General features: G+C 67.8%; 13 protein-coding genes. 6 read left to right on the plus strand and 7 right to left on the minus strand.

Annotated elements, in window-relative coordinates; translation table 11 throughout:
* Positions 1-747: 747 nt before the first annotated feature.
* Positions 748-1194 (plus strand): DUF192 domain-containing protein, encoded by a 447-nt coding sequence (locus AC3A3X_RS07260; RefSeq protein WP_487582359.1) that lies wholly within the window; start codon positions 748-750, stop codon positions 1192-1194.
* A gap of 45 nt (positions 1195-1239) precedes the next feature.
* Here AC3A3X_RS07260 and AC3A3X_RS07265 read toward each other — a convergent pair whose 3' ends face one another.
* On the minus strand, positions 1240-1431 hold the full coding sequence (locus AC3A3X_RS07265) for a rubredoxin (RefSeq protein WP_158732207.1): 192 nt from the start codon (positions 1429-1431) through the stop codon (positions 1240-1242).
* A gap of 92 nt (positions 1432-1523) precedes the next feature.
* On the opposite strand from AC3A3X_RS07265, the gene thiE reads away from it, so the two are divergent.
* Together thiE and hemL are read left to right on the plus strand one after the other, a co-directional pair.
* Positions 1524-2216 carry a thiamine phosphate synthase gene (thiE, locus tag AC3A3X_RS07270; protein WP_487582360.1) on the plus strand — a complete coding sequence of 231 codons (693 nt, stop codon included), beginning with the start codon at positions 1524-1526 and terminating at the stop codon, positions 2214-2216.
* The gene (gene hemL, locus AC3A3X_RS07275; RefSeq protein WP_487582361.1) at positions 2213-3496 is read left to right on the plus strand and encodes a glutamate-1-semialdehyde 2,1-aminomutase; all 1284 of its coding nucleotides are present in this window, start codon (positions 2213-2215) and stop codon (positions 3494-3496) included. The genes thiE and hemL overlap by 4 nt, the downstream gene beginning before the upstream one ends.
* A gap of 129 nt (positions 3497-3625) precedes the next feature.
* Here hemL and AC3A3X_RS07280 read toward each other — a convergent pair whose 3' ends face one another.
* From AC3A3X_RS07280 to AC3A3X_RS07290, 3 genes are all read right to left on the minus strand, one after another.
* Positions 3626-4852: an acetylornithine/succinylornithine family transaminase gene (locus tag AC3A3X_RS07280; protein ID WP_487582362.1), complete on the minus strand. Its 1227-nt coding sequence runs from the start codon at positions 4850-4852 to the stop codon at positions 3626-3628.
* A gap of 139 nt (positions 4853-4991) precedes the next feature.
* Positions 4992-5840 (minus strand): SDR family oxidoreductase, encoded by an 849-nt coding sequence (locus AC3A3X_RS07285; protein ID WP_487582363.1) that lies wholly within the window; start codon positions 5838-5840, stop codon positions 4992-4994.
* Between the two features lie 48 nt (positions 5841-5888).
* Positions 5889-6569: a protein kinase family protein gene (locus AC3A3X_RS07290; RefSeq protein WP_487582364.1), complete on the minus strand. Its 681-nt coding sequence runs from the start codon at positions 6567-6569 to the stop codon at positions 5889-5891.
* Positions 6570-6705: 136 nt separating this feature from the next.
* Here AC3A3X_RS07290 and AC3A3X_RS07295 point away from each other — a divergent pair, with 136 nt between their 5' ends.
* Positions 6706-8700, plus strand: a complete 1995-nt coding sequence (locus tag AC3A3X_RS07295) for a bifunctional DedA family/phosphatase PAP2 family protein (protein WP_487582365.1) — start codon at positions 6706-6708, stop codon at positions 8698-8700.
* A 15-nt stretch (positions 8701-8715) separates the two neighbouring features.
* Here the strand turns inward: AC3A3X_RS07295 and AC3A3X_RS07300 are convergent, their stop codons facing one another.
* The 3 genes from AC3A3X_RS07300 to AC3A3X_RS07310 all read right to left on the minus strand — a co-directional run bounded on the left by AC3A3X_RS07300 (position 8716) and on the right by AC3A3X_RS07310 (position 11603).
* Positions 8716-9306, minus strand: a complete 591-nt coding sequence (locus AC3A3X_RS07300) for an LON peptidase substrate-binding domain-containing protein (RefSeq protein WP_487582366.1) — start codon at positions 9304-9306, stop codon at positions 8716-8718.
* Positions 9307-9397: 91 nt separating this feature from the next.
* On the minus strand, positions 9398-10789 hold the full coding sequence (locus AC3A3X_RS07305; RefSeq protein WP_487582475.1) for a Mur ligase family protein: 1392 nt from the start codon (positions 10787-10789) through the stop codon (positions 9398-9400).
* Positions 10790-11024: 235 nt separating this feature from the next.
* Positions 11025-11603, minus strand: a complete 579-nt coding sequence (locus AC3A3X_RS07310; protein ID WP_487582367.1) for an adenylate kinase — start codon at positions 11601-11603, stop codon at positions 11025-11027.
* Between the two features lie 191 nt (positions 11604-11794).
* Here AC3A3X_RS07310 and AC3A3X_RS07315 point away from each other — a divergent pair, with 191 nt between their 5' ends.
* Both AC3A3X_RS07315 and AC3A3X_RS07320 read left to right on the plus strand, forming a co-directional pair.
* Positions 11795-13051, plus strand: a complete 1257-nt coding sequence (locus AC3A3X_RS07315) for a 6-phosphofructokinase (protein WP_487582368.1) — start codon at positions 11795-11797, stop codon at positions 13049-13051.
* Positions 13052-13164: 113 nt separating this feature from the next.
* Complete coding sequence (locus tag AC3A3X_RS07320) at positions 13165-13740, plus strand: DUF4410 domain-containing protein (protein WP_487582369.1); 576 nt, start codon at positions 13165-13167, stop codon at positions 13738-13740.
* Positions 13741-13759: the final 19 nt, after the last annotated feature.

A 13759-nucleotide genomic window follows, 5' to 3' on the forward strand; every position in this document is an offset into this window, starting at 1 on the left:
CCAAAGTGCCCGAGGGAGCCGACTATCTTACAGCGAATTTCGATTCCGTCAACACCGTGTCGAAATCTTTTTTCGCTCCCCGACCGTCCGTTCAGCGCCCTTTCGGACCGCCCCAGGACCACCGGGCCGCGCATCTTACAGCATGTTCGAGAACCGTCAACCGCCTCGAATCCACACCGTCTTTTCCGCGTCCCGCCGCGTGAAGTTCACCGTGGCGGGGCGCGCATTGTGCACATGCACAACGGGGAATGGAAGGGGGTCGTTAAAGTTTTTTTACATCTTTGCCGAGTGAGCACGTTCAGGCGGTTCCGGGCAATCAGAACGGCCCGGAGCAACGTCCATGGATCCCCGCCTTCGCGGGGATGACGGGTAAGTGCGAAGTCGCTGGGTCCCCGCCTTCGCGGGGATGACGGTCTTCCAATAACGGTTGGAGCCCCTCTCCCGCTTGCGGGAGAGGGGTTGGGGTGAATGCCACCGAAGACCGTGCAACGAAATGCCAAAGCGTCGTCCGCCGGGCCGGGGATTGCTCCGCAGCGGGACATGGATGTCCCGCGCCCCGCATTCGGACAGGATGTCCGACTAAGGGGCGGAGCAATCCCCGGCCCGGCGGACGACGCCCTTCCGCAGACCGACGCCCGGACCTGCTCGCTACTCACATTTCCGCTTGACTCGCATTCAGCACTGGACGATGTTTCGTCGCGCCACGGCCGCCACGGTCCCGGATCAACGCTCACGAGGAGCTCCGCCATGTTCCTGCCCCGCCTTCTGGTCGCCTGCTGCGGCCTTGCCCTGTCTGGATGCGCCATGGGCTCCAGCCCCTGGGTCGAACTGGGCGGACAGCGCTTCGAAGTGGAGGTGGCCGACGATGACGCCGAGCGCACGCGCGGACTGATGTTCCGCGAGGAAATGGCCGAGGACCACGGCATGTTGTTCATCCACGAGAGCCAGGAACCGCTCGCCTACTGGATGAAGAACTGCAAGATCCCGCTGGACATCCTCTATTTCGACAACGACCGCAAGCTCGTCTCGCAGCGTCGCGACACCCCGCCGTGCTCACTTGGCGACGGCTGCCCGCCCTACCCGAGCAATGTGCCCGCGCGTTACGTACTGGAGCTCAATGCCGGCGAAGCGGCCAAGCTGGGGCTCAAGGATGGCGCCGAACTGAAGTTCGGACCGGGGCTGGGAACACCCTGAACGAACTGAACGACCCGACCGCGAAGGCGGTCAGGGCACCGTGCTTCAGAGCACCATCATCTCGAAATCGTCCTTGGTCACGCCGCAGTCCGGGCAAGTCCAGGTATCGGGCACGTCTTCCCAGCGCGTGCCCGGCGCGATGCCCTCTTCCGGCAGGCCCTGGGCCTCGTCGTAGATGAAGCCGCAGACGACGCACATCCAGGTGCGGTAGGTGGTGGCGGCGGCAAGCTCGGACATGGATGGATCGGACCCGGGGGAATTGGACGGATAATGCGGGATTGCGGAACGCGCATTGTCCCACTGCGCCCGCGCCCACGGAAGCTTCCAGGATGAATCCGCCGCTGTCACGGCATGCCCTGCGGACTGGCCTGTACGCCATCACCCCCGACGACAACGACACCGCGCGCCTGCTGGAGCGGGTCGAAACCGTGCTGGCGGCCGGCGCCGCCTTGCTGCAGTACCGCAACAAGGCGGCCGACCCGACCCTTCGCGAACGCCAGGCAAGCGAGCTTCTGCCCCTATGCCGCCGCCACCACGTTCCCCTGATCATCAACGACGACTGGCGCCTGGCCGCAGCGATCGGCGCCGACGGAGCCCATCTGGGCGAGGACGACGGCGAACTCGCCGCCGCCCGTGCCGCGCTGGCGGAGGGCGCGATCCTGGGCGCCTCGTGCTATGCCGATCTGGCCCTGGCCCAGCGCGCGGCCGCGGCGGGTGCCGACTACATCGCCTTCGGCGCCTTCTTCCCCTCGCCGACCAAGCCCAATGCACGCCGGGCAGGCCTCGATCTGCTGCGGGACTCCGCGTCGCTGGGATTGCCGCGGGTGGCGATCGGCGGCATCACCCCGGACAATGCACCTCCTCTGATCGAGGCTGGCGCCGACCTGCTCGCGGTGATCAGCGGCGTGTTTGATGTCGATGATCCTGCAGCGGCGGTGCGGCGGTACCTCGCCTGCTTCGATCTGCCCTCACCCCAGCCCTCTCCCGCAAGCGGGAGAGGGAGCCAAGAGACTCCCCCATGAATCAATCGCAATCGCACGAACTGTTCACCCGCGCCCTCGAACTGATCCCCGGCGGCGTCAATTCGCCGGTGCGCGCGTTCAAGTCGGTCGGCGGCGAGCCGTTCTTCGCCCAGCGCGCGGAAGGTGCATACCTGCAGGACGTCGATGGCAACCGCTACATCGATTACGTTGGTTCGTGGGGGCCGATGATCGCCGGCCACGCCCATCCGAAGGTGCTGGCAGCGGTCGAGAAGACCATGCGCGACGGCCTCAGCTTCGGCGTGCCCAATGCGCTGGAAGTGACGATGGCCGAGGCGATCACCGCGATCGTGCCGAGCTGCGAGATGGTGCGCATGGTGAACTCCGGCACCGAGGCGACGCTGTCGGCGATCCGCGTCGCCCGTGGCGCCACCGGGCGCAACCGCATCGTCAAGTTCGAAGGCTGCTACCACGGCCATGGCGACAGTTTCCTGGTGAAGGCCGGCAGCGGCGTGATGACGCTGGGCCTGCCGAATTCGCCGGGCGTGCCGTCGGCGCTCGCCGACCTGACGATGACCATCGCCTACAACGATTTCGGCGCGGCGACGAAGCTGTTCGACGAAATCGGCGGCGAGATCGCCGGGCTGATCATCGAGCCGATCGTCGGCAACGCCAACTGCATCCTGCCGCGCGACGGCTACCTGCAGCATCTGCGCGAGCTGTGCACGAAGCACGGCGCGCTGTTGATCTTCGACGAGGTGATGACCGGTTTCCGCGTCGCCCTGGGCGGTGCGCAGCAGCGCTACGGCATCACGCCCGACCTTTCCACCTTCGGCAAGATCATAGGCGGCGGCATGCCGGTCGGCGCCTATGGCGGCCGTCGTGAGCTGATGGCACAGGTCGCGCCGAGCGGTCCCATCTACCAGGCCGGCACGCTCAGCGGCAATCCGGTGGCGATGGCCGCGGGCCTGGCGACGCTGGAACTGATCCAGGCGCCGGGCTTCCACGACGCGCTCGAGCGCACGACCCAGGTGTTGTGCGACGGACTGGAAGCGGCGGCGCGCGAGGCGGGCATCGCGTTCCATACGACGCGTGCGCCGGGCATGTTCGGCCTGTATTTCCGCGAAGGACCGGTGGAAACGTTCGAAGATGCGAAGGCGTCCGATAGCGCGCGCTTCAATCGCTTCTTCCACGCGATGCTGGAGCGCGGCGTGTACCTGGCGCCTTCGGCGTTCGAAGCCGGGTTTGTGTCCAGTGCGCATGGCGAGGCGGAGATCGCGCGGACGATCGAGGCTGCGCGGGCTTCGTTCGCTACGCTGTAAGAGCGCCCTCACCCCAACCCGCGCCCCGGCCCGAGCGCATGGCGCTCGGGCGTTCGCGGGCACGCGAGCCAATGGCTCGCAAGCAGTGCCCGCTCACCCCGCCTTGCGGGAGAGGGGCTCAAGACGAGGTCAGGCGTTGACGAATGCCGTCAGCGCCGCGCGCAAACGCTTCAGGCCTTCGGCGACATCTTCGTCGCTGATGTTCAGGGCCGGCACGAAACGCAGCACGTCCGGGCCGGCCTGCAGCAGCAGCAGGCCCTGCTCCACGCACAGGTCGAGGATCAGCCCGGCCTTGCCGGCATGCGCTTGGCGCAACTGCGCACCGAGCATCAGGCCACAGCCACGGATCTCGGAGAACAGGCCCAGTTCGGCATCGAGCGCGGCCAGTGCGTCGCGGATCGCCAACGACTGTCGCACGACATTGGCCATCACCTGCGGCGAGGAAATCTCGCGCAATGCCGCGCGCGCGACCGCCGCGGCCAGCGGATTGCCGCCGAAGGTAGTGCCGTGCGCGCCGAACTGCATAGACTCGCCCGCCTTGGCGCCGACCAGCATCGCGCCGATCGGGAAACCGCTGCCCAGCGCCTTGGCCAGGGTCACGACATCGGGCGTGACGCCGTAGCCATGGCAGGCGAACAGGTGACCGGTGCGGCCCATGCCGCACTGGATCTCGTCGAGGATCAGGAGCGCTCCGTGGCGATCGCACAGCGCGCGCAGGCCGAGCAGGAATTCTTCCGTCGCCGGCGTGACGCCGCCTTCGCCCTGCACCGGTTCGACCAGCACGGCGCAGACGTCACCGGCCGCCATTGCGGACTCGGCAGCGGCGAGATCGTTGAAGTCGCTGTAGCGGAAACCCGGCGGCAGCGGCTCGAAACCCTCGTGGTACTTGGGCTGTGCGGTCGCGGTGACGGCGGCCAGGGTGCGACCGTGGAAGCTGCCGCGGAAACTGAGGATGACGCGACGGTCGGGTTCGCGCCCTTGCGCGGTGGCCCACTTGCGCGCGAGCTTGATCGCCGCTTCGTTGGCTTCGGCGCCGGAATTGCAGAAGAACACCCGCTCGGCGAAGCGCGACGCTTCGACCAGTTCTTCGGCCAGGCGCAGCGGCGGCTCGCTGACGAAGACGTTGCTGGTGTGCCAGAGCTTGCCGGCCTGCTCGGTCAGCGCCGCGACCAGCACCGGATTGGCGTGGCCGAGCGCGTTGACGGCGATGCCGGCGCCGAAATCGACGTACTCGCGACCTTCCCGATCCCACACGCGTGCGCCACGGCCATGATCGAGCACGATCCGGCGGGGCCGGTACACCGGCAGGTAGTAGCGTTCGGACAGCGAGAACAGGTCGGCACTGGTGGCAGTCATGGTGGGACGAAGTCGGGCGATGCGGGGAGGGCGCCATTGTCGCCCATCGCGACCGTCCTGCGGCCCCGTTGAAGCCCCGGCCCCGTGAAAATCGCCCTTGCCGGCGATCCTGCACGATCGCCGCGGGAGGTCGTGCGCGCTAGCGTGGCTTGCTGGCCAGTTGCGAGTCGGTCAGGAACAGATCCGGGATCAGGTGCTCGCAGAACGGATTCGTCGCGTACTGGGCGAAGTCGGTGACACCGGCGGCAAACAGCACATCGTCATCGATCAGGAAGTGCCCGTAGAAGTCGTCCGACGGCCGCACCAGCACCGCGTGCGCGGCATCGGCGACGATCTCCGGCTTGCGGCACATTTCCAGGCGCACGCCGGGGATCATGTTGACCGCATCGGTGGCGATGACCGTCCGCGGCCACAGCGCATTGACCGCCACACCCTGCGGGCCGAACTCCGCGGCCAGGCCAAGGGTGACGAAACTCATGCCCATCTTCGCCAGCGTGTAGGCGGTGTGCGGCGCCCACCACTTCGGATCGAGGTTGAGCGGCGGTGCCAGCGACAGGATGTGCGGGTCGGGCGCCTTGAGCAGGTGCGGCAGGCAGGCCTGCGCGCACAGGAAACTGCCGCGCGCATTGACCTGCTGCATCAGGTCGAAGCGCTTCATCGGCGTCTCGAGCGTGCCCTTGAGCCAGATCGCGCTGGCGTTGTTGACGAGGATGTCGATGCCGCCGAACAGGTCGACCGTGGCCGCGACCGCGGCATACACGTCGTCTTCCTCGCGGATGTCGCAGCGCACCGCCAGCGCCTTGCCGCCGGCGGCTTCGACTTCGGCGGCGACGCTGTGGATCGTGCCCGGCAACTTCGGGTTGGGAACCGCGGACTTGGCCGCGATGACGACGTTGGCACCGTCGCGCGCGGCGCGTAGCGCAATGGCGCGACCGATGCCGCGCGAGGCACCGGTGATGAAAAGGGTCTTTCCAGACAGGGTACGCATGGCAGTGTCCTCCAGGGCTCAGGGCAGAAAGCGTCGCCGCGGGGCGGCTTACGGTTTCGGCCCCTGCCCTTCGTTGTCTTCCCATTTCAGCAGCTTGCGCGTTACGAAGCGGTAGACCGGCTTGCCGGTCGCAAACCAGGCCTCGCGCAGCCAGGAGTGGCGCTTGAGCACGCGCCGCTCGACGGGAGTGAGAAATTGCGGGCAATAGGTGCGTTTGTGCTTGAGCAGGTGGCGCAGGTCCTCGCGCGCCAGCAGGCGCATCCAGGGTGCGCGCGGACTGCCGCGCGTGGCGAGCTGGAAATCGATGATCGCCGGCGCACCATCGTCCAGCACGAGCCAGTTCGCTTCCTTGGCCAGGTCGTTGTGGGCCAGTCCGCGCCGGTGCAGCTGCTGCAGCAATCGCCGCGCGCGCCGGAAATACGCCAGGTCGCCGTGCGGCGGTTGCTGGTACATCGCCGCGCCGGCCATGTAGCTGCGATCGAGCCGGCGGCCATCCCAGCGCAGCAGTTGCGGCGTCGCCGCCAGGCCCGCGACGCGCTCGAGACCCCGGGCTTCGCGCCGCGCCAGCCACCACGCCGGCAGGCGCAGCCACAGCGGCACATGACGCAGGTCGCGACGCACGAACAGGCCGTCGTCATCGCGCATCAGCGCGATCCGGCCGAAACTGTCGGCCTTCAGGGCCTGGACTTCGATGGCGTCGAGGTCGGTGGTGGTGGTGCGTGGGGGCATCGCGCCAGTGTACGGAATCGCTCGCCGCCACCGCGAGGTCCCATGCCGGCCTCACCGTGCCTGCCGTCACCGTGCTTGCGGTCACCCTGCACATCAACCATCGCGCCGTAATGGTCGGGCTGCCTATAATCGGCCGATGGAACCGGCCTGGATCGAAAGCGCGACCGCATGGATCGCGGCAAACCCTATCGCCGCCGGCGCTGTCATCTTCCTTATTGCCTTCTGTGATGCCCTCGTCATCGTCGGCATCGTGGTGCCGGCGCTGCCGCTGCTGTTCGCGGTCGGCGCGCTGGTCGGGCTGGGCCATGTCAGCGGCCCCTATGCCCTGGCCTGCGCGACGCTCGGCGCCTTCATCGGCGATGGACTGAGCTACTGGGTCGGCTATCGCTGGGGCCCGCAACTGCGCAGCCGCTGGCCGTTTTCGCGCTATCCGCAATGGCTCGATCGCGGCGAGGCACTGTTCCGCCGCCACGGCAGCATGAGCATCGTGATCGCGCGATTCGTCGGCGCGGTGCGTCCGTTCGTACCGGCCATCGCCGGCATGCTGCACATGCCGATGCGCCGCTATGCGCTGCCGAGCCTGGCCGCCTGCCTGGTGTGGTCGCTGGCATTCCTCGCCCCCGGCTGGGCGCTGGGCAAATCGTATGACGCCGTCGCCGCGGTCGCCGACCGGCTGGCGATCGTGCTGGCCGCACTGGCGCTCACCATCGGCCTGGTCTGGGCGATCGTGCTCTACACGTGGCGCTGGTTCGCCGCGCACGCCGACAACCTGCTGGCACGGGCCTTGTACTGGACCCGCCATCACCCGCACCTGGGTCGTTACGCGGCCGCGCTGATCGATCCGAACCGCCCGGAATCCCCGTCGCTGCTGATGCTGGCGGTGTGCCTGCTGGGCATCAGCTGGGCCTGGTTCACGCTGCTGGCATCGCTGCTCGCCAGCGGTGGCCCGCTTGCGCTCGACCACACGGTCCATGAGTTCATGTGGGGCCTGCGCAATCCGCTTGCCGACCGCCTGATGGCGGGGCTGGCGAGCGTGGGCGATGCCTCCGTGCTCGGCCCAGCCGCAGCCGTGGCCCTGGCTTACCTGGTCTGGCGCAAGCGCTGGATGGCGGCGGCGCACTGGCTGGCGGCGCTGGTGTTCGGCCTGGCCCTGACCTCGTTGCTGGAGGCGGCGATCGACATGCCGCGTCCGCCGACCGCGCCGGCCGGCTTCGGCTTCCCGTCGGTCGCAGTGACGATGTGCACGATCGTGTTCGGCTTCTTCGCGGTGCTGATCGCACGCGAGTTGCCCGGGCGCACGCGGGTGTGGCCGTACCTGCTCGCCGGCGTGGTCACGACCGCCATCGGGTTCGCCCGCCTGTACCTGGGCGCGCACTGGCCCAGCGACCTGGTTGGCGGCACGCTGTTCGGCATCCTGTGGCTGCTGATCCTGGGCATCGCCTATCGCCGCCACGTCGCGCGCTCGTTCTGGATGCGGCCGCTGGCGTGGCTGTTCTATTCGACCTTCGTCATCGCCGCGCTGTGGCATGCGCCGCGTTCGGCCGATGCGCTGCTGGCCAAGTTCGCCGCGGCGACACCGACGACGGTGATGGCCCAGGACGAGTGGTGGCAGCAGGGGTGGACCGACCTGCCGGCGCAACGCAACGAACGCGACGAGCGCCGGCGCTGGCCGCTCGATCTGCAAGTGGCCGGCCCGCTGGCACCGTTGCAGGCGCGCCTGCAGGCGCAGGGCTGGCGCGTGCAGCCGCAAGCCAACTGGGTCGACACCGTTGGCCTGCTCGACGACGACAAGCCGACACAGCGGCAGCCGGTGTTGCCGGCAACGCTGGACGCCCAGGCCGAAGCGCTGCTGATGCTGCGCCAGGGCGCCCGCAAGGACGAGCAGTACGCGCTGCGTCTGTGGCCGGCGCCGGTGCTTCTCGGCGACGGCACGCCGCTCTGGCTGGGCAGCACGCAGACCTTGCACCTGACCAAGCCGCTGGGCGCGGCCGCGCTGTGGCTGCCGGCCAGCGACGACGGTCACGCGCATGCGCTGGTCGTCGAAGCGCTCGAGGGGCTGGAATCGCAGCAGTCGGCGCACCCGCACGGGGCTACCCAGGTATTGCGGGTGAAAACCGGCGGCGAGCCGTAACGAACGAGTGCCCCGTCAGGGCAACAGGGCCAGCAACCGGTCCAGGCGCTGGTGCGGGTCGTCGAGCTGCAGCAGTGCCTGGCGTTGCGCATCGTCCAGTGGCAACAGTTCGGCCAGGCGCCAGCCGACCCATGCAGCGTCATCGAACTTTGCCTGCGGCGCCTTGGCATGCTCGCCGCCGACCTGGTCGATGATCTGTTGCAGCAGTGTCGCCAGCAGGCCGTGCTCGGGACGCAGGTCGTCATCGGGATCGGGATCGCACCAGCTCACGTCGGCCACCTGCAGGCCGTTGTCGCGCACGCGCACGCGCTGCGCGTGGAAACGGCGCGCACCGCGCACGCGCAGGGTCAGCAGACCGTCGTCGCCGCGGCCGAAATCCTCGATGACCGCCTCGGTGCCAAACGCCGCCGCCGAGGCCGGCGCACCCACCTCTTCGCCCTGCATGATCAGGCAGATGCCGAAGCCCTTGCCGTCGCGGCCGCAATCGCGGATCAGGTCGAGGTAGCGCGGTTCGAACACGCGCAGCCCGATCGCGGCACCGGGCAGCAGCACTGTGTGCAGCGGGAACAATCCCAGGGACTGGGTCGGGGCGTCGTCTACCGGCATTGGCGCCAGTCTAGGACGATTTGCCGGTAAGCGTGGCCGCCAGAGTCGCTGGGTTCCCGCCTTCGCGGGAATGACGATTTCCGGTGGAGGGTTACGCCAAGGCAGCGAGGAAGCGGCGCGGTGCGCCGTCGAAGCCGCCATTGGACATGAACACGACGTGGTCGCCGGCGCGGACGCGTTCGCGCAACACCGCGATCAGTGCGTCGGCATCGGCCACGGCAATGCCGTCGCCGCGCAGCGCGGAGACCACCGTGGTGGCGTCCCACGCCAGCTCCGGCCGATGCAGGAACACCACCGCATCGGCGATGTCCAGCGACGGTGCCAGCGCTTGCGCATGGGCTCCCAGCCGCATCGAATTGCTGCGCGGCTCCATGGCCACCACGATCCGCGCCGCGCCGACCTTCGCGCGCAGGCCGGCGAGTGTCGTCGCGATCGCGGTCGGATGGTGGGCAAAGTCGTCATAGACGGTCACGCCCTGCGCCTGGCCGATGACTTCCATGCGGCGCTTGACGCTGCGGAACTGCGCCAGTGCCGGCAGGACGCTGGCGACATCGACGCCGACGGCGTTGGCGGTGGCCAGTGCCGCCAGCGCATTCATCACGTTGTGGCGACCAAGCAGCGGCCAGCGGACTTCACCGATTTCGACGCCATCGTGGACGACGGCAAAGACGCTGCCGTCCTCTTCGATCATGCGCGCGGTCCAGTTGAAACTGGCGCTCGCGGCGGAGCGTTCGTCGGCGCGGTCACCATGGCCCTGCGATTGCACCGGCTGTGGCGCCAGGCTCGCATCGAGGCCGAAGGTCTCCACCGGCGTCCAGCAACCCATGGCCAGCACTTCGGCCAGGTGGCGGTCTTCGCCGTTGACGATCAGGCGACCGCGGCGTGGCACAGTCCGCACCAGGTGGTGGAACTGGCGCTGGATCGCGGCGACGTCGGGAAAGATGTCGGCGTGGTCGTACTCGAGGTTGTTGAGGATCGCCACCAGCGGACGGTAGTGGACGAACTTGCTGCGCTTGTCGAAGAACGCGGTGTCGTATTCGTCGGCTTCGACCACGAACTCGCGGCCAGTACCGATCCGTGCCGACACGCCGAAGTCCTCGGCGACGCCGCCGATGAGGAAGCCCGGCTCGCGCCCGGCCGATTGCAGCAGGTAGGTCAGGATGGTGGTGGTGGTGGTCTTGCCGTGTGTGCCGGCGACAGCCAGCGTGTCGCGGCCTGGCAGCAGGTTCTCGCTGAGCCACTGCGCGCCGGAGGTGTAACTGCGGCCATCATCGAGGACCTGCTCGACGGCGGCGTTGCCGCGCGAGAGCGCATTGCCGACGACGATCTGGTCGCAGTCGGCGGCGATGTGCTGCGGCTGGTAACCCTGCTTGAGCGCGATGCCGAGCTGTTCGAGCTGGGTCGACATCGGCGGATAGACGGCCTGGTCGCTGCCTTCGACTTCGTGGCCCAGTTCGCGGGCCAGTGCGGCGACACCGCCCATGAAGGTGCCGGCAATGCCCAGAATATGAATCTTCAAGATCAAGTCATCCCAAACGATCGCAACCACGTCAACGAAGAAGAAGCCGCACGGCCATCACTCCCCCTCTCCCGCGTGCGGGAGAGGGCAAGGGGTGAGGGAGGCCGCCGATGACGTCGACCGAAGCCGACTGCAGAAGCGGCCCTCACCCCAACCCCTCTCCCGCAAGCGGGAGAGGGGCTCCAAGCGAAGCTCAAATTCAGCCCACTTCCTTCGCCGGCACCAGCGCCTCGATGATGCGGTTGAACACATCATCCAGCGAGCCCACGCCGTCGACCACGGTCAGCTGGCCATGCTGTCGATAGAACTCGATCACCGGCGCAGTCTGGTCGTCATACACATTCAGACGCGTGCGCACCGATTCCGGGCTGTCGTCGGCGCGGCCTTCGGCCTTGGCGCGGCCGGCGATGCGCTCGACCAGCAGGTCGGTCGGCACGTCCAGCTGCACGGCGTAGTCCATCGGCTGGCGAATGCGGGTCAGCAGCTTGTCCAGCGCGTCGGCCTGGGCCAGGTTGCGCGGGTAGCCATCGAGGATGAAACCGTCGCGGGTGTCGGGACGCGAGAAGCGGTCCTCGAGCATGCCCAGCAGGATCTCGTCGCTGACCAGGTTGCCCGAGGCCATGACTTCCTTGGCCTCCAGGCCCAGCTTGGAGCCGGCGGCGACTTCGGCGCGGAGCAGGTCGCCGGTGGAAATGTGCGGCACCTGCAGATGCTCCTTGAGGCGCGCTGCCTGCGTGCCCTTGCCGGAACCGGGCGCGCCCAGAAGTACCAATCGCATCAAAATCACTCCTAGAACGGGAAAATTTCTTGGTGGCCCGTCGCGGCCCGCGCGCGGTGCTGGCGGCCCGGCCTCCGGGCGACTGCCCGCGGCGGCGCTACACTCGCTCACGACCCAACCCCGCCGGGCAAATATTGCGGGCAGCTTACCGCATCCCGGCCTGGTCCTGCCCCCACACCCCAGGAATGGACATGCCCTCCGGAACCCTGCTTTACGCCCAATCTGGCGGTGTCACCGCTGTCATCAACGCCACCGCCTCGGGCGTCATCGAGACCGCCCGGGCCCGGAAGGTCAAGGTGCTGGCCGCCCGCAACGGCATCCTCGGCGCCCTGCGCGAGGACCTGATCGACACTTCCCGCGAGTCGGCGGCAGCGATTCGGGCCCTGGCCCATACCCCCGGCGGCGCCTTCGGCTCGTGCCGCGTCAAGCTCAAGTCGCTGGACCAGGATCGCGCCCGCTACGAACGCCTGCTCGATGTGTTCCGCGCCCACGACGTGCGCTGGTTCCTCTACAACGGCGGCAACGATTCGGCCGACACCGCGCTCAAGGTTTCGCAGCTGGCCGCCGAGTTCGGCTATCCGCTCACCTGCGTCGGCGTGCCCAAGACGGTCGACAACGACCTGGCCGTCACCGACTGCTGCCCCGGCTTCGGCTCGGCCGCCAAGTACACGGCCGTGTCGGTGCGCGAGTGCGCGCTCGACGTCGCGGCCATGGCCGACACCTCGACCAAGGTGTTCGTCTACGAGGCGATGGGGCGGCATGCCGGCTGGCTGGCAGCAGCGGCCGGGCTGGCCGGACAAGGTGTCGACGATGCGCCGCACCTGATCCTGTTTCCGGAGCGTCCGTACGACGAAGCCGACTTCTTCGCCAAGGTCAAAGCCACCGTCGAGCGCGTCGGTTACTGCGTGGTCGTGGCCAGCGAAGGCATCCAGACCGCGGACGGTCGCTTCGTCGCCGATGCCGGCGGCGGCAAGGATTCGTTCGGGCACACCCAGCTCGGCGGCGTCGCCTCGTTCCTCGCCGGCCGGGTCAAGGATTCGCTTGGCTACAAGGTGCATTGGGCATTGCCCGACTACCTGCAACGTTCGGCGCGGCACCTGGCTTCGAAGACCGATCTGGAACAGGCGCAGGCGGTCGGACGCAAAGCAGTGGAGTTCGCGCTCAAGGGCATGAACTCGGTGATGCCGGTGATCATGCGCAGCAGCGATTCGCCATACCGCTGGAAGATCGAGCCGGCGCCGCTGTCGAAGGTCGCCAATCATGAGAAGAAGATGCCGGCCGGCTTCATCCGCAAGGACGGTTACGGCATCACGCCTGCGGCGCGCCGCTACCTGGAGCCGTTGATTCGCGGCGAGGCGCCGCCGCCGTACGGGCGCGATGGCATTCCCAAGTACGTGACCTTGAAGAACTCGGCGGTGAAGCCGAAGCTGCCCGCCTTCGAGCCCTGACGAATTTGTCCCATTGCATTGACCCCATGACTTGACCAATCTGGCAACCGCTTTGGGGATCCCGGAGCGGCCTGGGGGGGAGGCTTGATCTTGCGCGGCTGCGAGCCGCCTGGATGCGCACGTCCTCGCTGGGGTATCTCAACTCGCTACAGGGGGATGCGAAGATGAAACAGAAGATCGTAATGGCGATGGCCCTCGCGGCTGCATCGGCGACGGGCATGGCGCACGCCGCCGTGGACTGTGTGGAAGTCGAGCGATTCACCGTAACCGGTGAAGTGGACAGCAAGGAGTCTGCGCAACTGACGCGATTGCCCGACCACAAGCTCGACCAGATCCAGCTTGCCGTAGTGGCCGAGCTCGGCAAGAAGGTGAAGGGCACCCGGATCGTCGCCATCGGTGAAGGCAGCTGCGAAGGTGGCAATTCGGTCGTGTTGCACGGCCAGATGAGCGACTTCCAGCAGGGCAACAAGGCGGCCCGTTATTTCAGCATGGGCCTGGCCGGCGCACAGAAGTTCGGCGTTAAGGCGCGACTGTCCGACAAGGCAAACGACGCCACGCTTGCCGAGGCAGAAGTCACCGACCGCAAGGTGGGCGGAGTGCTTGGCGGGTCGGATGCCAAGGGCATGCAGGACTTCGCCGAGAAGATCGCGCAGTTCGCCGCAAAAGCGCTCAAGCAAAGCGCCCGATGAACATGGGCTCCGTTGGACC

The organism is Lysobacter sp. Soil_N_23, from assembly GCF_057656135.1.